General features: G+C 48.7%; 21 protein-coding genes. 13 read left to right on the top strand and 8 right to left on the bottom strand.

Annotated features, from left to right (window positions below):
• Positions 1-7: 7 nt before the first annotated feature.
• Together B0475_RS15040 and B0475_RS15035 are read right to left on the bottom strand one after the other, a co-directional pair.
• Positions 8-2,209 (bottom strand): carbohydrate binding family 9 domain-containing protein, encoded by a 2,202-nt coding sequence (locus B0475_RS15040; protein WP_077412709.1) that lies wholly within the window; start codon positions 2,207-2,209, stop codon positions 8-10.
• Positions 2,210-2,345: 136 nt separating this feature from the next.
• Positions 2,346-2,660: an ArsR/SmtB family transcription factor gene (locus B0475_RS15035; RefSeq protein WP_198538327.1), complete on the bottom strand. Its 315-nt coding sequence runs from the start codon at positions 2,658-2,660 to the stop codon at positions 2,346-2,348.
• A gap of 119 nt (positions 2,661-2,779) precedes the next feature.
• On the opposite strand from B0475_RS15035, the gene B0475_RS15030 reads away from it, so the two are divergent.
• The 3 genes from B0475_RS15030 to B0475_RS15020 are packed head-to-tail and all read left to right on the top strand — an operon-like array spanning position 2,780 to position 7,357.
• Positions 2,780-5,290 (top strand): efflux RND transporter permease subunit, encoded by a 2,511-nt coding sequence (locus B0475_RS15030; RefSeq protein WP_077412708.1) that lies wholly within the window; start codon positions 2,780-2,782, stop codon positions 5,288-5,290.
• Positions 5,291-5,294: 4 nt separating this feature from the next.
• Positions 5,295-6,080 carry an outer membrane lipoprotein-sorting protein gene (locus tag B0475_RS15025; RefSeq protein ID WP_077412707.1) on the top strand — a complete coding sequence of 262 codons (786 nt, stop codon included), beginning with the start codon at positions 5,295-5,297 and terminating at the stop codon, positions 6,078-6,080.
• Positions 6,077-7,357 (top strand): hypothetical protein, encoded by a 1,281-nt coding sequence (locus B0475_RS15020; protein WP_077412706.1) that lies wholly within the window; start codon positions 6,077-6,079, stop codon positions 7,355-7,357. Before B0475_RS15025 ends, B0475_RS15020 begins: the two co-directional genes overlap by 4 nt.
• A gap of 428 nt (positions 7,358-7,785) precedes the next feature.
• Here the strand turns inward: B0475_RS15020 and B0475_RS15015 are convergent, their stop codons facing one another.
• The 4 genes from B0475_RS15015 to B0475_RS15000 are packed head-to-tail and all read right to left on the bottom strand — an operon-like array spanning position 7,786 to position 11,434.
• Positions 7,786-8,538 (bottom strand): glucose 1-dehydrogenase, encoded by a 753-nt coding sequence (locus tag B0475_RS15015; protein WP_077412705.1) that lies wholly within the window; start codon positions 8,536-8,538, stop codon positions 7,786-7,788.
• Positions 8,539-8,565: 27 nt separating this feature from the next.
• On the bottom strand, positions 8,566-9,567 hold the full coding sequence (locus B0475_RS15010; protein ID WP_077412704.1) for a phosphotransferase family protein: 1,002 nt from the start codon (positions 9,565-9,567) through the stop codon (positions 8,566-8,568).
• Positions 9,567-10,256: a TetR/AcrR family transcriptional regulator gene (locus tag B0475_RS15005; protein WP_077412703.1), complete on the bottom strand. Its 690-nt coding sequence runs from the start codon at positions 10,254-10,256 to the stop codon at positions 9,567-9,569. Before B0475_RS15005 ends, B0475_RS15010 begins: the two co-directional genes overlap by 1 nt.
• Positions 10,253-11,434, bottom strand: coding sequence for an acyl-CoA dehydrogenase family protein (locus B0475_RS15000; protein WP_077412702.1), 1,182 nt, complete (start codon positions 11,432-11,434; stop codon positions 10,253-10,255). The genes B0475_RS15005 and B0475_RS15000 overlap by 4 nt, the downstream gene beginning before the upstream one ends.
• 82 nt (positions 11,435-11,516) lie before the next feature.
• Between B0475_RS15000 and B0475_RS14995 the strand changes: the two genes are divergently transcribed.
• The gene (locus tag B0475_RS14995; RefSeq protein WP_157893000.1) at positions 11,517-12,317 is read left to right on the top strand and encodes an SDR family oxidoreductase; all 801 of its coding nucleotides are present in this window, start codon (positions 11,517-11,519) and stop codon (positions 12,315-12,317) included.
• Complete coding sequence (locus B0475_RS14990; RefSeq protein WP_077412700.1) at positions 12,314-13,375, top strand: saccharopine dehydrogenase family protein; 1,062 nt, start codon at positions 12,314-12,316, stop codon at positions 13,373-13,375. The genes B0475_RS14995 and B0475_RS14990 overlap by 4 nt, the downstream gene beginning before the upstream one ends.
• Before the next feature lie 41 nt (positions 13,376-13,416).
• On the opposite strand, the gene B0475_RS14985 is transcribed toward B0475_RS14990, so the two are convergent.
• Both B0475_RS14985 and B0475_RS14980 read right to left on the bottom strand, forming a co-directional pair.
• A complete protein-coding gene (locus B0475_RS14985; protein WP_077412699.1) occupies positions 13,417-14,043 on the bottom strand; it encodes a TetR/AcrR family transcriptional regulator in 627 nt (208 codons plus the stop codon).
• A complete protein-coding gene (locus B0475_RS14980) occupies positions 14,044-14,301 on the bottom strand; it encodes an acyl-CoA-binding protein (RefSeq protein ID WP_077412780.1) in 258 nt (85 codons plus the stop codon).
• An 80-nt stretch (positions 14,302-14,381) separates the two neighbouring features.
• On the opposite strand from B0475_RS14980, the gene B0475_RS14975 reads away from it, so the two are divergent.
• The 8 genes from B0475_RS14975 (at position 14,382) to csrA (ending at position 24,169) form a co-directional block, all read left to right on the top strand.
• Positions 14,382-16,367, top strand: a complete 1,986-nt coding sequence (locus B0475_RS14975; protein ID WP_077412698.1) for an SDR family oxidoreductase — start codon at positions 14,382-14,384, stop codon at positions 16,365-16,367.
• Positions 16,368-16,535: 168 nt separating this feature from the next.
• The gene (locus tag B0475_RS14970; protein WP_077412697.1) at positions 16,536-17,138 is read left to right on the top strand and encodes a MotA/TolQ/ExbB proton channel family protein; all 603 of its coding nucleotides are present in this window, start codon (positions 16,536-16,538) and stop codon (positions 17,136-17,138) included.
• Between the two features lie 5 nt (positions 17,139-17,143).
• Positions 17,144-17,566, top strand: a complete 423-nt coding sequence (locus B0475_RS14965) for an ExbD/TolR family protein (protein WP_077412696.1) — start codon at positions 17,144-17,146, stop codon at positions 17,564-17,566.
• Positions 17,563-19,314 carry a lipid A export permease/ATP-binding protein MsbA gene (msbA, locus tag B0475_RS14960; RefSeq protein WP_077412695.1) on the top strand — a complete coding sequence of 584 codons (1,752 nt, stop codon included), beginning with the start codon at positions 17,563-17,565 and terminating at the stop codon, positions 19,312-19,314. Before B0475_RS14965 ends, msbA begins: the two co-directional genes overlap by 4 nt.
• Positions 19,307-20,290 carry a tetraacyldisaccharide 4'-kinase gene (gene lpxK / locus B0475_RS14955; protein ID WP_157892999.1) on the top strand — a complete coding sequence of 328 codons (984 nt, stop codon included), beginning with the start codon at positions 19,307-19,309 and terminating at the stop codon, positions 20,288-20,290. Before msbA ends, lpxK begins: the two co-directional genes overlap by 8 nt.
• Positions 20,287-21,048 (top strand): 3-deoxy-manno-octulosonate cytidylyltransferase, encoded by a 762-nt coding sequence (gene kdsB / locus B0475_RS14950; RefSeq protein WP_077412693.1) that lies wholly within the window; start codon positions 20,287-20,289, stop codon positions 21,046-21,048. Before lpxK ends, kdsB begins: the two co-directional genes overlap by 4 nt.
• Before the next feature lie 131 nt (positions 21,049-21,179).
• Complete coding sequence (alaS, locus tag B0475_RS14945) at positions 21,180-23,801, top strand: alanine--tRNA ligase (RefSeq protein WP_109862411.1); 2,622 nt, start codon at positions 21,180-21,182, stop codon at positions 23,799-23,801.
• Between the two features lie 128 nt (positions 23,802-23,929).
• Positions 23,930-24,169 carry a carbon storage regulator CsrA gene (csrA, locus tag B0475_RS14940; RefSeq protein WP_077412692.1) on the top strand — a complete coding sequence of 80 codons (240 nt, stop codon included), beginning with the start codon at positions 23,930-23,932 and terminating at the stop codon, positions 24,167-24,169.
• Positions 24,170-24,450 lie beyond the last annotated feature (281 nt).

The following is a 24,450-nucleotide window of genomic DNA, read 5'->3' as shown; positions in this document are numbered from 1 at the left end:
AGCAGCTTCAGCGTTTCCAGGCATAACTGAATTTTGCAAACACACTTTTGTCGGTTTTGACAAAATTGTCGAGGTCATCGAATTCGGTGCCGGCATCTGAATAGCCCAGAAACAACAGGGTTCTGGGGTTCACCTTATAAGAATAAATCAATTGCGTGGCCATGTTCTCGCTGTTCAGGTTGAAATCTTCTGGTTCATTGTACAAGGACAGGTCGCGGTTGATGTCGGTGTGAATCAGGGCCAGTCGCAAGCGTTGGCGGATGTTGAATTGGTAGGACAAGCGGATGTCAGTCTGGTTGGCTGTGAAAATGTTACCAGCATCCACCGACAGGTTACGGTAATTGTGATTGATGCGGATATTGAAATGCTTACCCCAGTCGGCATTCACATAGATCCCACCACGGGTGGAATCTGCCAACCGGTTGTTGCTGAAATCAACCGCATGGCCGAGGTTGATGAATACCCCAAAGCCCAGGCCAGATATGGGCCGCATGTCAAAATCAAAGAACCGAAAATTTTCGCGGTATAACTGATCTTCCCAGAACCGGTCGCGGACACCCAAACCCACGCGATAGAATGATTGTAAAGGACCATTGATACCAAAACTGCCTTCAAATTCTTTCTCCAGAACAGTGCCTTGCTGATCATGGGTGATGTCCCAGTCAGAGTAGACATCCATGCGATTCCACCAGTTGTCTTCTTCACCAATCCAGGCGTAACCGCCACCAATAACGGAGCGCCTGGTACCTACCTGGCCGATGAAGCCGGAATCAGCGCGAAAACCATCGTCTTTATTTTGGTGAAAGGCATTGAAACGCCAGTTGCGGCCATTGTGCCGGTATTGTGCGAGGTATGACTGGCCATCAAAACTGCCGGTTTGTTGGTCAAATTCTTCAGCGATGTCATCGGGGTACTCAGTGGAAGAGTCGGCCAATTGGATGCGGATTTCATCGGTACTGGTGGGTTTGAAGTTCAGATCAGCAGACAGCAGGGTGTTGCTGTATCTCACGCCATCACGGCGGGTGATGGTGGCACCAAAAGTTGAAGCATATTGGCCGAAATCCTTGCGATAACGACCCACCAGGTTGTCTGAATCCTGTTCTAAGGTGGTGAAATCTGATCCCAGCGTGCCGGGGATCAGTAGATTGGTCAGGGTGTCTTTGGCATAAAAGAAGCCATAGGCATGATCGCCTTTTTTGCCCACCAGTCGCAGACCGTAATCAGGGTCTGCGATGTTGCGGGTATAAACCAGATTCATGTTGGAATCGAAGTAATCGGCATTTTCCAGGAAAAATGAACGCCGCTCCGGGAAAAACAGAGCAAAGTTTTGATTGACGTTCAATTGTGCTGAATCTGATTCCACTTGTGAAAAATCTGGGTTGATGGTGGCGTTCAGGGTGAGGTTGGAATTGATCCCCCAGTTGATGTCAATGCCGGCATCCACTTGGGTATCTGACGGTCCAAACCCGGCATCTTCAGCATCACGGCTTTTGGCAGCAAGTCCAGTGAGGGTGGGGGTGATTTCCAGATCCATGCCACGATCGGCATTGGTGAACCCCCTGACTTTTTCAGTCTGGCACAAGAAGCAATCATTGTCGCGGGCCACCACGACGTTGCGGTACTGGCGCCGGTCATCTCTGGGGTGCGTTCTTTGCACATACAGTCCCCATGTTTTTTCGCCCACGGTATCTGGCATTTGAATTTCGTTGTATGGAATTTCCATTTCCACCACATAACCAAATTCGGTGATCTGGCCGGCTGAATTCCAGATGGCATCCCAGGAATCATCTTCGCTGTTGCTGGTGATGATGAGGTCCATCTGTGCCCCCAATGGGTTGGAGAAAAACTCCAGGGCCCGTCGTTCATCGTTGTAAGTGTCGAGAATGACCCCAACAAAATCATCGTTGTACGAGGCGTCACGGTCACGAAGGAAAGCGCGGATTTTTTCCGGTTCAGGATCTTCTGCCCTGAAACCAATGACCAGGGTGTTGCCGGTATCGATCAGGAAGGCTTCGGTCTTCACTTGAGCCGGTAGGTTTTCACCGGGTGAATTTTCGTACAACAGGGGAATCATCAAGGCGTTCTGCCAGGCGGTTTCGTCCATCACACCATCGATGTTGAATGTTGCTGTGGTCAATGGTACGTGTTTTTCTGGTGATTGCGCGCTGACAGTTACTGCCACCAATAGCAGGCCTAAAAATCTGAGCATGTTACCCCTACGAAGTTCGTCCTAATTGAAAATGGATTGTAATTGAGGGGTATAAACGCATCCAATCCCCCAAAGGTAACGGATTTTTTTCAGTATTTGTGAATGGCTGTCAGAAGCCGGTTCTCAGGTCCCGGATTCAGGGACAATCGTCCTGGCAATAAAGCTCGTGTAACAGGTGGATGATGCGGACTGCTTTGCTGTCGGTCAGTGAATAAAAGATGGTTTGTGCTTCTCTTCTTATTTTAACCAGGTTGGCATCCCTCAATTGCGCCAGGTGTTGTGAGAGGGCTGACTGAGACAATTGTGGCAGGGTCTCGTTCAGTTCTGAAACCGACATCTCTTGTTCATGCAACAGACACAGGATCAGTAACCTTTTCTGATTCGAAATCAGTTTAAGCAATTCTGAGGCAGAGCCAGAATGGGTGATCATGTCGTCCATTGATGGTGTCATGTGAGGTGGTCAGTAATGAAAAACCATGCTATTGTGCCTGAAATCTGTTTTTGACACAACCATTTGAATATTAGAATAAACTAATATATAATGCCAACAATTAATTAGACATTGAGCCAATGAATCAAAAAACCACAGACTTTGTACTGGATCATCCCCGCCTGATTTTTCTGGTGGTGTTGCTGCTAACCTTGGCCACAGCGGCCCTGATTCCACTGATACAAATAGACACCGATCCTGAGAACATGTTACCTGAGTCTCAGTCTGAAAGGGTATTCCATAATACCGTGAAACAACGCTTCAATTTGCATGACATGATTGTGGTTGGTGCGGTTAATGGTTCAGCTCAGGGGATTTATAACCCTGAATCTCTGCAGGCACTGTTGTCGGTTGCCAATCAGATTGAACAGATTAAGGGCGTGATTGACTATGATCTGATGGCATTGTCACATGTCGATAACATTGTGCAGGAAGGACCTGGAACGATCCGGTTTGAATGGTTGATGAAAAAACCACCGCAAGATCAGGAAAGCGCCGATTTGTTGGCCTCTTATGTGGATCGTCTGCCGTTGCTGAATAACACCCTGGTTTCTGCTGATCACAAAGCCACCAGTATTTATGTGCCCATTGCCGATAAAAATGAGTCGCACCGGATTTCTCAGGATATTCAACGCATCATTGACAGTGTCAAATCGCCGGATGATTATCACATCACCGGATTGCCGGTGGCAGAAGACACCTTTGGCTATCAGATGTTTGTGCAGATGGGGATTTCGGCGCCCCTGGCCGGGCTGATGATTTTTTTGCTGATGTGGTACTTCTTTAAAAACCTGAAATTCATTGCAGCGCCAATGATCGTTGCCATGTCAACCGTCATCGTGGTCATGGGGGCCATGATAGGTATGGGCTATACCGTGCACATCATGAGTTCTATGATTGCCATTTTCCTGATGCCAATCGCGGTGGTGGATTCGATTCACATCATGTCAGAATTTGTAGAAAAGTATCAGCCCGGCGCCAATCGCAGATCGGTGATCAAAGAAGTCATCGCTGATTTATTCAAACCCATGCTGTTCACCAGTATCACCTCATCAGTGGGTTTTTTCTCGTTGATGCTGACCCCGATTCCGCCGGTACAGGTGTTCGGTGCTTTTGTGGGTTTTGGCATCATTCTGGCATTTGTGCTGACCATCGTCTTTATCCCGGCATACCTGATTGTACTTAAAGAATCATCTTTGAGCTCACTACAGGACATACATCACAGTCGTTCCAGGTTGTCCGGCGCCATCAAAAAACTGGGCCAGTTCAGTGTCGCCAATTCATGGGCGGTGACGGCTTTCTTTGTGGTGGTCATGGCCATCAGTGTGTGGGGCATTATGAAGATTCAGATCAATGACAATCCGGTCCGCTGGTTTAAACAGGACCATCCAATCCGGGTGGCCGATCAGGTTTTGAATGAACATTTTGCCGGCACCTATGATGCCTATCTGGTGCTCAGCAGCAATCAGCAGGATGTTCAAACTGATTTTGAACAACAACTGACCGCTGTTCAGAGTGACAGGCTCAGTCAATGGTCTGCCGGTGCGGACCCATCATTGGGCTTCAAAGAACAGCTGGATGACTGGATGAACCGGGCAGAGGATGAATTGTTTGATGCCACCAGTGATGAGCAGATCAGTCAGCTGGAAGATTTGATCGGGCAGCTGGAAGTGGCCCAGCAACAGCTGGCTTATTTCAAATCGCCGAGCGGATTACAGCAATTGATAGATTTACAACAGGCATTGGCTGACTCAGGCTTGGTGGGTAAATCCAATTCCCTGGCTGATGTGGTCAGAACCGTTAACCGGGAATTGCAGGGTGGGGATGCTGAGCAGTTCCGCCTGCCAGCCACCCAGGCGGGTGTGGCACAAACCTTGTTGCAGTATCAGTCATCACACCGGCCGCATGATCTGTGGCATTTTGTGACTCAGGATTACAGTGAAACAGTGATTTGGGTACAACTGACCAGCGGTGATAACCAGGACATGACAGCAGTGGTTGACTATCTGGATGAACACATCGCCAATGAACCGGTACTGGCTGAGCTGGACATCAACTGGGCCGGTAAAACATTCCTCAATAAAGTCTGGCAGGAAGAAATGGTGGCCGGAATGGGCATGAGTCTGCTCAGCGCTTTTGTGGTGGTTTTTGTGATGATGGTGTTGTTGTTCAGAAGCCTGCTGTTTGGTTTGTTGGCCATGTTGCCATTGACCCTGACCATCTCATTTATTTATGGTCTGATCGGTTGGTTGGGTAAGGATTATGACATGCCCATTGCCGTGCTGTCGGCACTGACCTTGGGTTTGTCAGTTGATTTTGCGATTCATTTTATTCAGCGGGCCAGAGACTTGTTTGCCGAACATCAGGACTTTGCTGTTACCATGAAACTGATGTTTGCCGAGCCGGCTGCGGCGATCAGTAAAAATGCGGTGGTCATTGCCATTGGCTTTACACCGCTGTTATTTGCGCCATTGGTGCCATACATCACCGTGGGTTTCTTTTTGGCCACCATCATGGCGGTCTCAGCGCTGGTCACCCTGATGATGTTGCCGGCCATGCTGAAAATTTTAAACAAGTGGACTTTGAGGTGAAACGATGAAAACAATATTGATGATTTTGATGTTTGTGTCTGCCATGTCGAATGCCGCATCCGGTACTGATGTGGCGATGATCATAGAACGGGCCAATCTGGCTTCATTTTATGCAGGAGACGATGGTCGCAGTGATGCGCGGATGATCATTGTGGATGCCAAGGATAACAAACAAATGCGCCAGTTTGTGATTTTGCGTAAAGATTTGGAAGATGGCGGTGATCAGCGGTTTCTGGTGGTTTTCAGCCGTCCTTCTGATGTCAAAAATACGGTCTTTCTGGTGCACAAGAAAGTGGCTGAAGAAGATGACCGTTGGTTGTATCTGCCGGCATTGGACCTGGAGAAAAGGATTTCAGCCAGTGACAACCGCACCAGTTTTGTGGGTTCGGATTTCTTCTATGAAGATGTTTCTGGTCGAAACACTGGCTATGATGAGCATCAACTGGTCAAAGAAGATGAACAGTACTTTTACCTGACCAGCACTCCTAAAGACCCAGACAGCGTCGAGTTTGCTGAATACAGCATGCACATTGATAAGGCCACGTTTTTACCGATGTTGATCGAATACCGCGATCAGCAGGGTGATGTTTACCGCCGGGTAGAGGTGGTAGAAGTGGCAGATGTGCAGGGACATGCCACAGTGATGAAGTCCAAAGTGTCCAATCTGAAGACCGGTGGCTATACTTTGCTTGAATTCAGGAGACCTGCTTATGACCTGGGCATGGAAGATGATGTGTTCACCATTCGTTCGCTGCGAAACCCGCCTAAAAACTGGCTGAATGCCCAATGATCAGGACCGGTTTATGGTTGATGCTGTGGTTGGCCCAACCTGTCTGGGGGCAGTCATCAACAGCTGAAGATGATTGGGATGATGACTGGGGCGATGACTGGGGGGAGGCCTCTCCGGTTTCGCATTCCGGATTTCTGGAGTGGGCACAAGCCCATCGGATATCCACTGATGACATATTCTCTGATCAACGGGTACTGAGTGAGGGTCGTTGGCATCACGCCTTTGATTATGAGCATGAGGACTTTGATTTTAATTGGAGCCATGATGTCTACCTGGATGATGTGTTGGGTGGTTTGCAGTTGGATCTACGGGAATTGAATTTTCAATTTTCTTTGTTTGGTCAGACCGATGTGGTATTGGGCAGACAAATCACCACCTGGGGAACCGGTGACCTGTTGTTCATCAACGATCAGTTTCCCAAGGACTGGCAATCATTTTTTGCCGGGCGGGATGACAATTACCTCAAAGCCCCGGCAGATGCCATACGCATCACCAGCTACTTTGAGGCGCTGAACATCGACTGGGTGCTGACCCCCACTGCTGAACCCGACCGATTCATCAATGGAGAACGTTTTTCTCTGTTTTTTCCACTGGCCGGTTCTCAGGTGGGTGGTCGTGAAGTGATCAATCCGGTGAACCCCAGACAGCCTGAGTATGCGGTGCGTTTGTTTAAAAACATCCAGGGTCATCAGTTGGCCCTGTATGGTTACCATGGCATTGAGAAGTCCCCCAATGGCATCAATGCCGCCGGTGAGCCTTTTTTTCCTCGTAAAAATGTCTGGGGTGCCAGCTGGCAATCCACTGTGGGCGCTGGTCTGGTTAACCTTGAATTGGGCAGGCATGTGGCCCTGGATGACTCTACAGGCAACCAGCCATTGATTGCCAATGGTCAATGGCGGCTGTTGCTCGGCTATGAGCGGGAATTGGTTAAAAACCTCAACTGGGGCATGCAATATTACCTGGAAAAAACCACAGATTATCAACAATTAATGGACCATTCCCTGGCCCCTGAATTTGAACCAGCAGAAAACCGGCACGTCATGACCAGTCGGTTCACTTATCGGGCCATGCAGGAGAAGCTCACCTGGTCCCTGTTTGTGTTCTATTCGCCCACTGATGATGACAGTTATTGGCGACCATCTGTGAATTACCGACACAATGATCAGTGGCAAATGACCCTGGGGGGCAGTGTGTTTACCGGTCAGCAAGCCAATACTTTTTTTGGCCAGTTTGAAGACGCCAGCCAGGCCTATGTTCGTCTCAGGTTTCAATACTGAACAGTTTGGGGGATTTATTGTTATCAAAAAAAGATAAGGGGAGTCATTGATTCAATCGATGACCCCTGTGCTCCCCAACTGCCTGAAGCTTTACTGGAACAGGCGGCTGTAACCATCAGAAGCGATGATTTGTTCTTACCTTATTAGCGTCTGAGGCTGGCACAGTTATAAGCCAGTTTGTACAGCCTGGAACGCCATTATCCGGAAATTACCAGCAACCTCAACCAATTCAGATCAGATCGCTGAAAGCAGAGGAGGGGCTCAGAATAACCCGATTCAACAATTCAGGCTGTGGAGCTGGCACACAACGATTGATTGTCTCAGAACAGGCTGTCAAAAAAAAACCAACCGGTTCAGGTTGGTCTTTTGTCCTTGCTTAACTCATCACAGGTCTCAGGGTCATGTCACTGGTGTTCTGATCCATGTCATCATGCCAGGTATCCACCATCGACGGGTAAACTCACTCCAGTGATGTATTTGGCTGCTTCGGAAGCCAGGAACAGATAGGCTGGTGCGATTTCTTCAGGTTGTGCCACCCGACCCAGGGGAATTTGTGGCAGGATCATTTTCAGCATGGCTTCATTCTGAGTCAGGGCTGACGCAAATTTGGTGTCGGTCAGGCCTGGCAGAATGGCGTTCACGCGGATACCAAATGGTGCGCATTCTTTGGCAAAGCTTTCGGTCATGGAAATGATGGCGGCTTTGGATGCCGAATACAACGATTGATTGTAGCCTGTGGTACGGCCGTTGACCGAAGAGGTATTAAGGATCACGCCACTGCCTTGTTTACGCATCTGCTGACCGGCCAGTTGACTCATGTGAAAATACCCTTCAATGTTGACTTCAATGGTTTTCATAATGGCTTCAAAGCCCATATCCAGCACATTGCCAAAATAGGGGTTGGCTGCGGCGTTGTTAATCATCACGTCAAGTTGGCCAAATTGCTCAACAGTCCGGGCAATCAGTTGCTCGCGGGATTCACGGTCGCCATTGTGGCAGGTGATGGCGGCGGCTTTACCGCCTTGTTCATTGATGGCGTTGGCCACAGCATCCACCCCTTCCTGGGATCTGGAGCTGACGATGACCTGGGCGCCTTCGGCGGCAAACTGGTGGGCGATGGCCTCGCCGATTCCTCGGCTGGCTCCGGTAATCAGAACAACTTGGTCTTTGAATTGGCTCATGTTTTCTCTCGGTAAATGGGTTAAGGCTCAGGCAATCTGGCCGAGTGCCTGTTGCAGGATCAGATCTCTGACCTGACCCAATGGCTTAAAGGCCGGATTATCGGTCTGGCCTTGTTCATATCGATAGTAAATTTGCTGCAGGATGACGGCAAGTCTGAACAGGCCGTAAACATAATAATAGTGGTAATCATCAATCTGCAGACCGCTGTGTTCGGCATAAGCCTGAACCAGCTCATCTCTGGTCAGCATGCCATCCAGGTAGGTAGGCATCATGCTGATGGCTTTGAGGTGCTCATTATCACCGGCTTCAAACCAGTAAGCCAATGAACAACCCAGGTCCATCAAAGGATCTCCGATGGTGGTCATTTCCCAATCCAGGACGCCGATGATCCGGGTGTTGTCCTGCGGGTCAAAAACCACATTGTCAAACTTGTAATCATTGTGAATCAGGGTGTAGGTCCGCTTGTCTGCCGGCTGATGCTTTTGTAGCCAACTGATCACTGGTGGAGCCAGGTCTTGTTCCGGTGCCACCCGCAGGTAGCGGTGAATCCAACCTGAAATCTGTCGTTCTATGTAGCCCGGACCCTTGTTAAACCGCTGGAGTTGCCCGGTGGGCGCCTGGTGCAGACGACTTTGTACATTCACCAATTCCTGGCACAGCAAGCTGAGGTCAGTGCCCTGGTATATGTCAGGCAGTTGTTGGCGAATGATGATGCCATTGATTGGTTTCATCAGGTAAAAATCCCGGTCAAAAACCGCTTCGTCCTGACACATCAACACCACTTCAGGGCACAAGGGAAAAGCCGGGTGAAGTTGGGACAGCAGATCATACTCCCTTTTCATGTCATGGGCGCCTTTGGCTTTGGTGCCGGGAGGTGAAGTGCGCATGATCCATTCCTGCTTCTCATCTTTCACAGAATAGGTGAGGTTGGAGGCCCCGCCAGTGAAAGCGGTGAATGTAAAAGGACCGGTGGATTGCAGCTGTGTGGACAGGTATTGGCTGATGTTTTGTTGTTGTTCCGGGGTCATTACTTTACCTGTATCAGTTGATAGACGCTGAGCAACAGGTTGGCCACATACTGATCAGCATTGATGTTTTTTTGTTGGTATTTCCAGGATTTCAGATACCATTCCTGTAACATGACTTTGAGCATGGCGGAAACAAAATCCGGGTTGGTGCATTGGCTCAGACCTTGTTGATTGGCATCCACAATGCGCTGGTGGATGGCGTTTTCCATGAACCGTTCAGATGCAATGATGGTTTCCATCAGGTCCTTGTCCAAACTTTTGCATTCCATGAACACGAAGTAAAACCATTTTTTTAAGCGTTCACTGAGGAAAACGTGTCTGGCCAACAGCTCGTTCAACTCGAAAACCGGGTCCTGATGGCGGTATTGACGAATCTTTAGACAAGTTTCAGCCATTTGAATCATGGCTGCATGAATCATTTCCGCGATCTGATTTTTATTGGAAAAATATTTATACAAACCGCCCATGCTGATACCAGATTCCTGGCTGAGGTCGCGTAAGGTCATGGCTTGAAAGCCCTTGGTTTGTGATAATTTAAAAACGCATTCAATAATGGTTTGAAATTTTTTGGTGGCGATCTTGCGGTTTTTCAGATTCAGCTTTTCATGATAAAGATCAAACAGGCAGGACCATTCGTCTTCCACCAGGGCTTCAAACTCTTGCAGGAAGGTTTCGTAACTCAGATTCATTGATGTTTTTTCAGCAGACTTTTTGCCAGTGATAATTTGTGTACTTCATCCGGGCCATCATAGATTCTAGCCGCGCGCTCTTCCCGGTAAAAGAAGGCCACGATGCTGTCATCAGTCATCCCCAGAGCTCCCATGGACTGCAGTGCATTGTCCACCACCAATTGTAACATGCCAGCACATTCGAATTTAATCATTGAAATGTGGTGTTTGGCGGCTTCAAAACCGGCACTGTCAATGATGTCAGCCGTTTCCAGAACCAATGCCCTTGAGGCGTTTAAGGCGGCATAGGACTCTGCCACTTTGGCTTGCATCAGTGGCTGATCTGCCAGGGTGCTGGTGGGGGTGATTTGCCGTGAGTTGATGTGTTTGCACATCAGTTCAAAACAACGGTTGGCGATGCCAATCCAGCGCATGCAGTGCTGAATGCGGCCGGGCCCGAGTCTCTGCTGTGCCATTTTAAATCCTGCACCACGCTGTCCAATCAAGTGGCTGGCTGGCACCCGGCAGTTGGTGAATTCAACTTCGCTGTGCGAGTAGTATCCGCTGCCAGCATGGCCCATGACCGGAATGTTTCGCAGGTTCTGGTAGCCTGGGTTGTCCAGCGGGACGATGATCATGCTGGCTCTTTGGTGTTTTGGCGCTTGTGGATCTGTAACTGCCATGACAATGGTGAAAGCGGCTCCATCTGCTGCAGTCGTAAACCATTTACGACCATTGATCACCCAATGGTCATCGATCAGTTCAGCTGTGCTGTCCAGTAGCGTGGGGTTGGAGCCTGCGGTGTGTGGTTCAGTCATGGCAAAACAACTGCGGATCTCACCACTTGCCAAAGGCAACAGAAATGCTTGTTTGATGAAGTCATTGGCATACATGTGTAACAACTCAGCATTGCCAGCATCTGGTGCCTGACAGCCAAAACAATAATGTCCCAGTGGGGATTGACCAGTGACTTCAGAAATCAGTCCCAATTGTTTAATGGACAGTGACATGCCACCCACATCGGCAGGCAGGTTAGGTCCCCACAACCCCTGTGCTTTGACATGTGTCCTGATTTGGTTCATGGCATTGAATAACCGGGACCATTGCTGTTGGAGTAACAACGGTTCCAGTGGCATCACCTGCTGATGCATGATGGAATGGATGCGTTCAATGATTGACTCGAAGTCTGTGTGGGTCATGTGGTTACTCTGGTGAAATTATTTTGATCGATTATAACAAAAAAACGAGCGAATGTTCGCTTTTTTCTGTTATCATGACCCCATGAATAAACGAGTGATTGTCATCACTGGCGCTGCCAGTGGATTGGGGTTGGCACTGGCGCAAAAAGCCGCTGAACGCGGATTTGATGTGGCAGTGGCTGATGTGCAACAGGAGGCTGGTGAACTGGCAGCCCGGGAACTGGTAAGTCGTGGTGTTGATGCCCGGTTTTTTCACTGCGATGTGTCGCAGACAGATGCCTTATTGACTTTAAAAAACCAGGTGATTGAACACTTCGGACAGGTCGATGTGCTGGTCAATAACGCTGGTGTGGGGTCGCAAGGTATGTTGACCGACACCACCGAGGAAGAATGGCAGCGACAGTGGCAAATCAATGTCATGGGTGTGGTCAGGGGCTGTCAGGCTTTCATTCCTCAATTGAAGAAACAGTCCGGATCTGCCGTGGTCAATGTGGCTTCATTTGCAGCCCTTGCCCTGGCACCAGGCATGGCATCGTATAACGTGGCCAAAGCCGGCGTATTGGCGCTCAGCGAAACCCTCAGAGGTGAGCTGGCAGCTGATGGGGTCCATGTGGCAGTGGCTTGTCCGGCGTTTTTTAAAACCAATCTGGTGGATTCCATGCAGGAGTCTGATGATCAGATTAAGCAACAAATCAACCGCTGGATGGAACGTTCGAAATACACAGCAGAAGATGTGGCAACCATGATTCTCGACGCGGTTAAACAAAAACAATTCATGGTCTTGTGTGACCAGCAAACCCGCTGGCAATACCGGATTGCCCGTTGGTTTCCGAATTACTTTTACAAGCAAAAACTCAAAATGATGAAGAGGATGTTCCGATGAATGACAAACAACAGTCCTGGATGATTTATGGGGCCACAGGTTACTCAGGCAAATTGATTGTCGAGCGCGCAGTCAAAGCTGGCTTGGCCCCAGTTCTGGCCGGCCGAAGTGAACAAAAAGTCAAAGCCCTTGCTGAACAACATGGCCTGGATTACCGGGTTTTTGACATCCATGCGCTGGCCAAATCTGATGCTTTGATCAGCAACATTGCGCTGGTATTGAATTGTGCCGGACCATTTTCACAAACCGCGGAAGTGATGATGCAGGCCTGTCTCAAACAACAGGCACATTACCTGGACATCACTGGGGAAATTGCCGTTTTTGAAATGGCCGCCAGTCTGAACCAGGCAGCCAAAGAACGTGGCGTGGTATTGTGTCCGGGGGTTGGTTTTGATGTGATACCTACCGATTGTGTGGCCGCGCGGTTGAAAGCCATGATGCCGGATGCCACTCACCTGGCATTGGGTTTTGATTCGCGTTCTGGGTTTTCACCTGGCACTGCCAAAACCTCAGTGGAGGCGTTGCCGCAGGGCGGAAAGGTCAGAAAAGGTGGACAGATTGTCACGGTACCGCTGGCTGCAAAAACCCGTAAAATCGATTTTGGTGCGGGTGAAAAACTGGCCATGACCATTCCCTGGGGTGATGTGTCTACGGCTTATCACAACACCGGCATACCCAACATCGAAGTGTACATTCCTGCCTCACCAGGGATGGTTAAGCAATTGAAAAGAATGAATTGGTTCAAACCCCTTCTGGGGCTTGGTCTGGTGCAAAATTTCCTCAAAAAGCGGGTCGATAAAAAAGTCAGAGGACCCGATCAGGCCACCCGGGAAAAACTCACCACCCACGTTTGGGGAGAGGTCACCAACGCCGCCGGTGAGCGACAGACTTATCGCATCCAGGTGGCTAACGGGTATGAGGTGACGGCCGACGGTTCTCTGTTGGTCGCTCAGGCGCTCATGGGCAAGCATGCCGGTGCCTCTGGATATCACACACCAAGTACCTTAATGGGTGCCGGTTTGGTTGAACAGCTACCAGGAACTGTCCTTAGCCCATAAAGCGACGGTGAACCATTGTTGTTGATGATGATTGCCGGTTATCAGGATAAAAATTGTTTGGACAATTCGTCCAGGAATGTCCTTTGTTTTTCGTCCAGAAAAGGGGCGATCATTTGCAGGATATGAAAGATGCCGTGTGACAATTTCTTTTGCTCATCGAAGTTGTCATCAAAAATGGCCACCGAGTAGTTCAGCCAGAATGTTGAGGTCAGGGCAATTTGGTCTGCCAGGTTAGCGGTGGTGCGCTGGTCGGCACTGAGGGTGCCTTCCTGACGCAATTGTTCAAGAATCAACAGGGCTTTTTCAGACTTCAGTGCGAGGATGTGTCTGAAATGTCTTTTCAGAAATTCGATGCGATTCATCAGCTGAATCAGGTTCCGGTAAAGGAACCGGTATTCAACAATCACATCAAATACCATGTTCAGGTACAGCCACATGTCCTTCATGGAGGCGTGGTTAAAGTCCGGAGCGTCCAACACTTCCTTGATTTGCTTCTCGTATTGCAGAAAAATTTGCCAAATGATGTCGTCCTTGCTCTTGTAGTGGTAATACAGGTTGCCGGGGCTGATGTCCATTTCATCGGCAATGTGGTTGGTGGTTACATTTGGTTCGCCCTCTTCATTGAACAGTCTGAGGGCAGTGGTCAGTATGCGTTCTTTGGTTTTCACTCAGTCGCTCAGCTTGGCTACTAAGTCAACGTATTGCTGTTGGGCGGCTTCTGCTGAGGTGCCTTTGAGTTGTTCCCAGGCCTCGTATTTGGCAGCGCCGACAAAATCAAAAAAGCCAGGTTTATCACCCTGAACATCACCGGTAGAACCTTGTTTATACAGTGCATAGAGTTTCAGTAAAGTCGCGTCGTCTGGGCGATTGGTTAATTTTTTTACGTCTTTCTGAGCATTCTCAAATGCATCATTTAATTCAGTCATGGTATGATTATCAAAAATTGAATAACCATCATTTGACACGATTTTAAATCTACGGTCAATCAAATAACGGGAGAAAATTAATGGCATATTTCATCACGGGTGCAACAGGCTTTGTTGGTCGTCACTTGCTGGAAAAACTATTTGCGAGAACCGGGCACATATATCTGTTGGTACGCTCAGGTTCCAAAACCAAGCTGAAGAAAATGCTTGAGGACATGGATGCCCCGATGAAGCGCATTGACCTGGTGACAGGTGACCTGACCAAAAACAGTCTGGGGGTGACCAAGAAAAACCGTGAACTGATGACCGGTAAAATCAAACACTTTTATCACCTGGCTGCTATTTATGACATGAGTGCCGGATTGGATGAACAGATGGCTGCCAATGTCGATGGTACTTCTCATGCCATTCATCTGGCGGAAGCCATCAAAGCCAAATGTTTTCACCACGTGTCTTCCATCGCCGCGGCGGGTATGTATCCCGGCGTCTTCAGGGAGGACATGTTTGAAGAAGCCGAAGGTCTGGATCATCCTTATTTTAAAACCAAGCACGAATCTGAAGCTGTGGTCAGACACACCTGCCAGATTCCATTCCGGATTTACCGCCCGGGTATGGTTTTGGGTCACTCCAAAACCGGGCAGATTGACAAAATTGATGGCCCATACTATTTCTTTAAACTGATTCAGAAACTGCGCAATACGTTCCCCAAATGGATGCCAATGATGGGTATTGAAGGCGGACGTCTGAACATGGTGCCGGTCGATTATGTGGTGGATGTGCTGGATCACATTTCCCATAAAAAGGGTCTGGACGGTGGTTGTTTCCACATCACTGACCCAAATCCAAGACGCATTGGTTCGGTTTTGAATGTCTTTGCAGATGCGGCTCATGCCCCACAAATGAATATGCGGGTTGATGCCCGGATTTTTAATTTCATTCCTGGCGCGGTCAAGCAAGGCTTGATGATGTTGTCTCCGGTGAAACGCATCAGGGCTCAAATTTTCAATGACCTGGGCATTCCTCCTGGGGTGCTGAAGTTCATTAATTACCCCACACGGTTTGATGACCGTGAGACCCAAAAGGCACTGAAAGGCTCTGGTATAAAACTGCCGAAGCTGAAAAAATATGCCTGGCGTTTATGGGATTACTGGGAACGCAACCTGGATCCTGACTTATTCATTGACCGCTCATTGTCCGGTCGCGTGAAGGACAAACGGGTTATGGTTACCGGAGCCTCGTCGGGCATCGGCCTGGCTGTGGCGGAGATGTTGGCTGATGCAGGCGCTCACCTGATTGTGGTTGCCAGGGGTGAAGAAAAACTCAATGAAACAGCCAAAGCCCTGAAGAAACGCGGCGCCAAAGTCAGTGCCTACACCGCCGACCTGTCTGATGAAAAATCAGCCAAAACCCTGGTAGATGTGGTGCTCAAAGACCTGGGCGGCGTGGATTATCTGATCAACAATGCAGGCCGTTCGATTCGTCGTTCCATTGCTTTGTCCTATGACCGTTTTCATGACTTTCAGCGGACCATGGATCTGAATTATTTTGGTTCTTTGAGGCTGATCATGGGTTTCCTGCCAGGAATGGCTGAGCGGCGGCATGGACAGGTGATCAATATTTCATCAATTGGGGTGCTGACCAATGCGCCAAGGTTCTCAGCTTATGTGGCATCCAAGGCAGCCCTGGACGCCTTTTCCAGATGTGCCGCATCGGAATACAATGATCACAACGTGGCATTCACCACCATCAACATGCCTCTGGTCCGTACACCAATGATTGCCCCCACTAAAATGTATAACAATGTGCCAACCATTTCACCCGAAGAAGCGGCCTTGTTCATCAAAGACGCCATCATTCGCCGACCGCAACGCATCGCCACCCGATTGGGTATCTTTGCGCAAGTGATGCATGCTGTTGCTCCCAAGTCCATGGAAGTAATGATGAACACCGCTTTCAATATGTTTCCGGATTCATCGGCGGCACGTGGAGAGTCGAGCAGTACCCCCAGAGAAGTCTCGCCTGAGCAAATGGCATTTGCCAGCCTGATGCGTGGTGTGCATTGGTAAGCAGACACTGAAACATTGGAACCACGTGGGTGTTACCCGTGGTTCCGCAACCTTGTCCGGTCAGCCGGATTGCCGGGTATCCCCTGGTATCAGGCTTGTGGATCAATTTATTTACAGAAAATTTATGAATCAGCCGTTACAATACGGCAAAATTAATCTGGAGCATGCATGTTTGAAATAGTCAGCAGTGGTGGCGTGGTGATGATTTTCCTGTTGATTCTGATGGCGTTGGCCATGATGATCGTTGGAGAGCGTTTTTGGTCATTGCGCGACAAGGAAATCATTCCCGGTCAATTACCAGAACAAGTCATCGAATGGTCGAGGAAAAAGAACCTGGATCACAAACACATTGATCAACTGGCGGAAAATTCACCTTTGGGCTATCTGATGGCTGCCGCATTGCGCAAAAGGGATGACCCCAGAGAAGAAATCATTGAATCAGTTGAGGATGCCGGCAGGCACATTTCACATCAACTGGAAAAACCCCTTAACTGGCTGAGTGCCATTGGTGAGGTTTCACCATTGTTGGGTTTGTTAGGAACGGTGATTGGGATGATGAAGGTATTTGCTAACATCATGGAATTCGGAGTTGGTAACGCCAATCAGCTGGCAGGTGGTATTTCACAGGCGCTGACCACCACGGCAGCGGGTCTGATTGTGGCCATTCCGGCGGTGCTGTTCTACCGGCATTTTAAAAATAAAATTGCCGATCAGACCATCGTAATGGAACAACAAGTGATGCAACTGATTGATGCGATCAGTAAAAAATAAGCGCCATGAAGATATCCAACCCAGAAAATGATCAACGCAAGCTCAATCTGACGCCATTGATTGATGTGGTGTTCTTGTTGTTGATTTTCTTTATGGTCAGTACAACCTTTGAAAAACAAGCCAAACTGAAAATAGAACTGCCCGAAGCCAGCCAGCAACCAACCACCACCACGGCAGAGGAACTGATTATTTCCATCAGTGAGAAAGGGGTGTTTTTTGTCAACAACAACGAGTTGGTGAACGCCCAGACCAAAACCCTGCGTAACGCCTTACAAAAAATAACCGGTGATGAGCGGGACATGCCAGTGATCATTCGGGCTGATGCCAATGTGGCTCATAAACATGTGGTTATGGCCATGGATGTGCTGGGCGGCATGGGATTTGAAAAAGTTGCTATGGCAACCACTCAAACCAAAGATTCACAGTGACTGCTGAGCACAATCAGTTGACCTACCTGGGTTTGCTGCGCCACGTCAAACCGTATCGCCTGGTGTTTGTCATTGCGATTCTGGGTGCTGTGATTGATGCGGCCATGAAAGGCTTGTTCACCTGGATGCTGTCACCCATTTTGGAAAATGGATTTGCTGAGCAGGACACGGTATGGGTGAAGTACATACCGTTGTTTGTGATTGGTGTTTTTCTGATCAGAAGTGTGGGAAACTTTGCTGCATCATACGGCTTCACCTGGGTGGGACGCAAAGTCATCAATGATCTGCGCAGAAAAGTCTTTAATCAATACCTGGTGTTGCCCCAACGTTTCTATGACGCCCATTCATCTGGTGGTCTGATATCAAGAATCATTTATGACATTGAGCAAATGGCCAATGGTGTATCAAAGAACTTTGTCATCATCATCCGCGAAATGTTGGGGATTGTGTTTTATCTTGGGGTGATGTTTTACTACTCCTGGGAACTGGCGCTGGTGGCGTTTGTGGTGTTTCCGGTTATTGCGCTGATCATCAGATTGATCAACAAAAGATTTCGTCGCATTGGTCACGGTATACAGCAATCCATTGCGGAAACCACCCAGACCGTTGAGGAAGTGGTCAAAGGGCATAAAATTGTTAAAATATTCAAAGGGCAGGATAAGGAGCAGCGAAAATTCGCGCTGAACATTCGCAAAAACAGGCAGTTGCAGGTGAAAATAGTCGCCACGCAGGAGGTGATGTCTTCCATCAACCTGATGCTGGTGGCCATTGCGCTTTCAGTGATCATGTATATTGCGGCCAGTTCAGGTATGGGACCTTATGATTTCATGTCATTCATGACCGCCATGTTGCTGTTAATGCCAACCATCAAAAACCTCTCCAATGTGTTTTCTACCATTCAAACCACCATGGCAGCAGCTGACAGTGTGATGTCGGTGCTGCAACAGGAGCCGGAAAAAGACACGGGGTCCGATCGCCTGGATGCCGACCAGATTGAATTGTCATTTCAGCATGTGGATTTTTCCTACAGTGAGGAGGTGCAGGCCCTCAGAGACATCAGCTTGTCGATCAGTAAAGGCCAAAGCGTGGCTTTTGTGGGTGCTTCAGGAGGAGGTAAAACCACTTTGGTGAATCTGGTTCCCAGATTTTACGATGTCACTGGTGGTGAAATCAGACTCAATGGCCGGAACATTCAGGATTTTACATTGGACAGCCTCCGGGAGCACATTTCTATGGTCAGTCAGGAGGTGGTGTTGTTCAATGACACGGTACGAAACAACATTGCTTATGGTCAACAGACTGATTGTGATGATGAGGCCATCATCAAAGCTGCTGAGCAAGCCAATGCATTGGCATTCATTGAAGCGTTGCCCCAGGGATTTGACACCGAACTGGGTGACAACGGAACCCGGTTGTCAGGTGGTCAGCGGCAGCGCATTGCGATTGCCAGGGCCATTTTGAAAGATGCGCCGCTATTGATTCTTGATGAGGCCACCTCAGCCCTGGACACTGAGTCTGAAAAACACATCCAGGAAGCGTTGCAACGGTTGATGAAAAACCGCACCACGCTGGTTATTGCACACCGGTTATCCACCATTGAACACGTCGATCAGGTGGTGGTACTCAACCATGGGCAGGTTGCTCAGGTGGGAACCCATGCTGAATTGCTGGCAGTGCCAGGTATTTACGCACAACTTCAGCAAAGCCAGATGCTGGTCAGACAAGGAGTTGCCGACCGTCATGAATGAAGCCAAAATCCGTCAACGCTGGTACGGTGGTGGTCACGTGGGCTGGTTTGCCAGACTGGTCAGTAAGTTATTTGCTTCGCTGGTGGCCTTCAGGCGTACTTTGTTTGGCTGGAAAATACTCAAGACCCATCAACTGAAAGTCCCGGTTGTGGTGGTGGGAAACATCACTGCAGGTGGTGGTGGTAAAACCCCTTTTGTGATTTGGCTGGCGCTTCATTTACAATCTCAGGGCTTCAAGCCCGGCATTGTTTCGCGTGGATACGGTGGTAAACGCAAAGTCGAGCCGATGTTTGTCACGCCCAACGCCAACCCAGTGGCTTCAGGTGATGAAGCCTTATTGATGGCGCAAAAAACCAAACTGCCAGTGGTTGTTGGGAAAAACCGGGTTAAGGCAGCACAAACCCTAATTAAGCAATATCACTGTAATGTGATCATCAGTGACGATGGTCTGCAGCATTATGCATTGGGCAGGGATGTTGAGTTTGTGATGCTGGATGCCAACTGGAAAACCGGCAATGGACAAATGATACCCGCCGGCCCCTTGCGGGAACCCATTGAGCGGTTGCAGCTGGTCGACCTGGTGATCCATAAAGGAGCGGTTGAAGAGGGGTGTTTCTATGACTATAAAATTGATGGCATTTATCAGCTAAACCACCCTGGTGTGGTCAGACCACTGGCGGAATTTCGCAGTCAGAAAATCCTTGCCATGGCAGGCATTGCCAACCCCGAAAGTTTTTTCAGGCTGTTGTCATCGGCTGGTTTTGCCATTGTTAAAAAACCATTGCCAGACCATCATGAGATTCAAGCCTCTGATTTTCCTGAGGCCAGTGAAATGCCGGTTATCATCACAGAAAAAGACGCGGTTAAATGTCAGGATCTGGACTTGCCGCATGTATGGGTGGTTAAGCTGGGCGTGGATGTTCCAACACCGACCCTGGAAGCCTTGAACAAAGCGCTTGAGGAAAAATTATCATGAGTGATTTTCAATTCGTGGTGTGTGTACCGGCCCGCTATGCCTCGTCTCGGTTACCAGGCAAGCCCCTGATCAAGTTGAAAGGCAAAGAACTGATTTTGTGGGCTGTTGAGTCTGCCCAATCGCTGGGCGCCAGTCAGGTGGTTGTGGCCACAGATGATGCGCGTATTGAGTCTTTGGTGGCAGGTGCTGGTCATCAGGTGGTAATGACCAGTGCGACACATCAGTCAGGTACCGATCGCATTGCAGAATGTGCACATTTGATGGGCTGGTCCGATGACACCTGGGTGCTCAATTACCAGGGTGATGAACCGCAGATACCTGTGGATAATGTCAGGCAGGTTATTGACATGGTTCAACAACACCCAGAGGCCAGCATCGGAACGTTGTATCAGGAGATCACCCGCATTGAACAAGTGATGGACCCCAATTGTGTGAAGTTGGTGACCGACCATACGGGAAGGGCGCTGTATTTCAGCCGGGCACCGATTCCATATTCGCAGGCCACGTTTGGTGAACCACCATCCATGCCGCCTGAAACCAGCTACAAACACCACATTGGTCTGTACATGTATAAGGTTTCATTTCTGAAAAAATTTGCCGCATTGCCTCCCAGTGAAATGGAGCTGCTGGAATCGTTGGAACAATTGCGTGCGCTGGCCCATGGTGAGGTGATTGTTGCAGCCAGGGCTACTCAAGTTATGCCCAGAGGCATTGATACGGCTGAGGATGTGGCGGCTTTCGAGCGACAAGCAGACTGAATACCTGTTCCAGCACTGTTTGGCTGCTTACTGGTTGCCGTGTTGACGCTGTGGTGCTTTTTGACTTAATGGTTGTATATTGGGGCGGTCTTCAATAAAATTTCCTGCTTGTTTTGTCAGATCAGCTAATTATGTTAACCACCCAACAAATCAGAGCGAAATTTCTGTCTTATTTTGCCGAACAACAACATCAGACAGTGAAAAGCAGTTCGCTGATTCCTGGAAATGATCCCACACTGTTGTTTGTCAATGCCGGCATGGTGCAATTCAAAGATGTGTTTTTAGGTGCCGAAAAGCGGGCTTATACAAGAGCCGCATCATCGCAGCGATGCGTCCGTGCAGGTGGCAAACACAACGACCTTGATCAGGTTGGATACACCGCACGGCACCACACTTTTTTTGAAATGTTGGGTAATTTCAGTTTTGGTGATTACTTTAAGCGCGAAGCCATTCAGTTTGCCTGGGATTTTTTAATCAAGGAATTGGGTTTGCCGAAAGAAAAATTATGGGTCACAGTCTTTGAAGAAGATGATGAAGCTGAACAAATATGGCGGGATGAGATTGGCTTTCCGGCAGAAAAAATTTCCCGGATTGGCGCCAAGGATAACTTCTGGCAAATGGGTGACACAGGCCCTTGCGGACCGTGCACAGAGATTTTTTATGATCATGGTGAGGACATCGCTGGAGGGCCTCCCGGGACACCTGAAGAAGATGGTGATCGGTTCATTGAAATCTGGAACCTGGTATTCATGCAGTATGACAAACAGGCTGATGGGTCATTGCTTCCCTTACCCAGCCCTTGTGTGGATACGGGTATGGGACTTGAGCGGATTGCTTCCATCATGCAAGGTAAGCACAATAACTATGACATCGACCTGTTCCAGCACCTGATCAAAAAAGCAGCCAGTCTGACTGGGACCAAAGATCTGCAGGACCCTTCATTGAAAGTGATTGCAGACCACATCAGAACCTGTGCATTTTTGATCGCAGATGGGGTGTTGCCCTCCAATGAAGGGCGGGGCTATGTGTTGCGAAGGATCATTCGCAGGGCTGCCAGGCATGGACATAAACTGGGTGCGCAAGGGGTTTTCTTTGCTGACATGTTGGGTGCATTGGTGGATGTCATGGGTGAGGATTACCCGGAACTGGTTGCACATCAATCAACCATAGCCAAAGCGCTGAAGCAGGAAGAACTTAAATTTGCTGAAACCCTTGAAGTGGGTATGCAGGAATATCAGAAAGCCACCGGAAAACTACCCAAAGGTGAGCAAATTCCAGGTGAGTTGGCTTTTAAATTATATGACACCTTTGGTTTTCCTTTGGATTTGACCCAAGATGTTGCCCGTGAAGATGGCCGGGTGGTTGATGTGGCTGCTTTTGATGCCAGTATGGCTGCTCAGAAAGACCGATCAAGATCCAATAAACAGTTTGCTCAAGCCAACCAAATATCTGCTGATGTGGTGCAATCACTCGAGCCCACCAGGTTCCTTGGCTATGACCGGTGTGCCACAGAAGCAAGGGTTGTCATGATATTACTTGATGGGCAACCGGTAGCACATATGGAAGCAGGGCAAACGGGTCACCTGATTCTCGATCAGACGCCTTTTTATGCTGAATCAGGCGGTCAAGTGGGTGATCAGGGAGTGATCAGCCGGGGTGGTTTTAAAGCCCGGGTGACAGACACTCAAAAAGCGGCAGGACAATTTCATTTACATGCCGTAACCATTGAACAGGGCGCGGTCAATGTCAAGCAAACCGTAGACGCTGAAATTGATCGGGTGTATCGGCAAAAGGTTATCCTCAACCATTCAGCCACTCATTTGTTACACAAAGTTCTGCGTGATGAATTGGGTGAGCATGTGCAACAAAAAGGTTCATTGGTTAATGCAGAAAAATTGCGTTTTGACTTTTCACACAATCAACCCATAGGCCAACAGACATTGGCTGCTATAGAGGCTCAGGTAAATGCTGTGATCAGGGCCAATCACCAGGCAAAAGACCAGCTGATGAGCTATGACCAGGCCATTGCGTCAGGTGCCATGGCCTTATTTGGGGAAAAGTATGGTGACGAAGTACGGGTCATGGATTTTGGCGGTTATTCAATTGAGCTGTGTGGTGGCACGCATGTGCATGCGACAGGTGACATTGGGTTGTTCAAAATCACCCAGGAAACTTCTGTGGCTTCTGGAATCAGAAGGATCGAGGCAGTGACCGGGGAGGCTGCATATCAGTTGATCAGCCAACAGGAAGCCTTACTGCAACGTTTGAGCGTGCTGATGAATACCCCGGTTGATCAAATTGAAAGCAATACCTTGGCGTTGATAGAGCAAAATAAGGCTGCACAAAAACAACTGGAAGAGTACAATAAGGCACAAGCCAGTGCCTCTGTGGGCGATGTCTTTAATGATGTGAAAGAAGTGGATGGCATTCATTATTTAACACGCGTTTTTGACGACACAGATGTTACTGTACTGCGTGACTCCATAGATGGGTTCAAAAGTAAATACGAATCTGGCGTGGTGGTTTTTGGCAACATTGTCGAAGAAAAAGCACAGGTTTTGGTTGGTGTGACCAAAAAATTGACCAAAACTGTGAAGGCTGGTGATGTGATCAAAGACATATTGTCTCAAGTTAATGGCAGGGGCGGCGGTAGGCCGGATTTTGCACAGGGCGGAGGCAGCGCCACCATGACCCAGCTTGAGCAAGTGATCAGTCAGGTTTTAACTGATCTGGAGCGTAATATATCAAATTAAGACTTCTCATTTTGCAGGAAATATAGTCTAATTTGTCAACACAATGACTCACATAATTCAAACTAAATGAGTCAATCATTGGAACAGGTTTTCCCCGAAGCCTGCGCTAACAAAAAGGAGAAAGTTAAATGTTAATTTTGACGAGAAGGGTCGGTGAAACATTGATGATTGGTGACGATGTCACGGTAACCGTATTGGGTATCAAAGGCAATCAGGTGAGGATTGGAATCAATGCTCCCAAAGAAATCGCTGTGCATCGTGAGGAAATTTACGAACGCATCAAAAACGAACAAAGTGTGGATGTGGACGCTGCTCCGGCAGATGATTCTGCAGCAGCAGATGTAGATGACAACGTTGGTAATCAATAAATCGCCGAAAAGCAGTTGCATTCTGCAGATATTAAATTAAAATATCCGCCCCTTGAACATGAAGTTCTGTCAGCATAATTACCCACAAGTAATCAGCCAAGCAGAAGCTTGATTCAAAGAACAGCCAGCCAGCACCTTGTGCCGCTGACTGAATAGGTTTGTAGAAAGACAAACCCTAAAAAAACTTTCAACCATGAATATGGAGAGTTGGCCGAGTGGCTGACTCAGGTGTCAGGAACACCTGAGCCCCGCGAAGCGGACCCTTTAGGGTGAAGGGCAGG

Origin of the sequence: Marinicella sediminis, from assembly GCF_002000055.1 — a bacterium.
GTDB classification, from domain to species: domain Bacteria; phylum Pseudomonadota; class Gammaproteobacteria; order Xanthomonadales; family Marinicellaceae; genus Marinicella; species Marinicella sediminis.
Note: the sequence above shows the minus strand (reverse complement) of the source record. Positions and strands in the feature narration are given on the sequence as shown.

Bases quoted from the DNA above. Each gene is read 5' to 3' on its own strand.
- B0475_RS15040 (WP_077412709.1), bottom strand. From the start codon at position 2,209: ATGCTCAGATTTTTAGGCCTGCTATTGGTGGCAGTAACTGTCAGCGCG.
- B0475_RS15035 (WP_198538327.1), bottom strand. From the start codon at position 2,660: ATGACACCATCAATGGACGACATGATCACCCATTCTGGCTCTGCCTCA.
- B0475_RS15030 (WP_077412708.1), top strand. From the start codon at position 2,780: ATGAATCAAAAAACCACAGACTTTGTACTGGATCATCCCCGCCTGATT.
- B0475_RS15025 (WP_077412707.1), top strand. From the start codon at position 5,295: ATGAAAACAATATTGATGATTTTGATGTTTGTGTCTGCCATGTCGAAT.
- B0475_RS15020 (WP_077412706.1), top strand. From the start codon at position 6,077: ATGATCAGGACCGGTTTATGGTTGATGCTGTGGTTGGCCCAACCTGTC.
- B0475_RS15015 (WP_077412705.1), bottom strand. From the start codon at position 8,538: ATGAGCCAATTCAAAGACCAAGTTGTTCTGATTACCGGAGCCAGCCGA.
- B0475_RS15010 (WP_077412704.1), bottom strand. From the start codon at position 9,567: ATGACCCCGGAACAACAACAAAACATCAGCCAATACCTGTCCACACAG.
- B0475_RS15005 (WP_077412703.1), bottom strand. From the start codon at position 10,256: ATGAATCTGAGTTACGAAACCTTCCTGCAAGAGTTTGAAGCCCTGGTG.
- B0475_RS15000 (WP_077412702.1), bottom strand. From the start codon at position 11,434: ATGACCCACACAGACTTCGAGTCAATCATTGAACGCATCCATTCCATC.
- B0475_RS14995 (WP_157893000.1), top strand. From the start codon at position 11,517: ATGAATAAACGAGTGATTGTCATCACTGGCGCTGCCAGTGGATTGGGG.
- B0475_RS14990 (WP_077412700.1), top strand. From the start codon at position 12,314: ATGAATGACAAACAACAGTCCTGGATGATTTATGGGGCCACAGGTTAC.
- B0475_RS14980 (WP_077412780.1), bottom strand. From the start codon at position 14,301: ATGACTGAATTAAATGATGCATTTGAGAATGCTCAGAAAGACGTAAAA.
- B0475_RS14975 (WP_077412698.1), top strand. From the start codon at position 14,382: ATGGCATATTTCATCACGGGTGCAACAGGCTTTGTTGGTCGTCACTTG.
- B0475_RS14970 (WP_077412697.1), top strand. From the start codon at position 16,536: ATGTTTGAAATAGTCAGCAGTGGTGGCGTGGTGATGATTTTCCTGTTG.
- B0475_RS14965 (WP_077412696.1), top strand. From the start codon at position 17,144: ATGAAGATATCCAACCCAGAAAATGATCAACGCAAGCTCAATCTGACG.
- lpxK (WP_157892999.1), top strand. From the start codon at position 19,307: ATGAATGAAGCCAAAATCCGTCAACGCTGGTACGGTGGTGGTCACGTG.
- kdsB (WP_077412693.1), top strand. From the start codon at position 20,287: ATGAGTGATTTTCAATTCGTGGTGTGTGTACCGGCCCGCTATGCCTCG.
- alaS (WP_109862411.1), top strand. From the start codon at position 21,180: ATGTTAACCACCCAACAAATCAGAGCGAAATTTCTGTCTTATTTTGCC.
- csrA (WP_077412692.1), top strand. From the start codon at position 23,930: ATGTTAATTTTGACGAGAAGGGTCGGTGAAACATTGATGATTGGTGAC.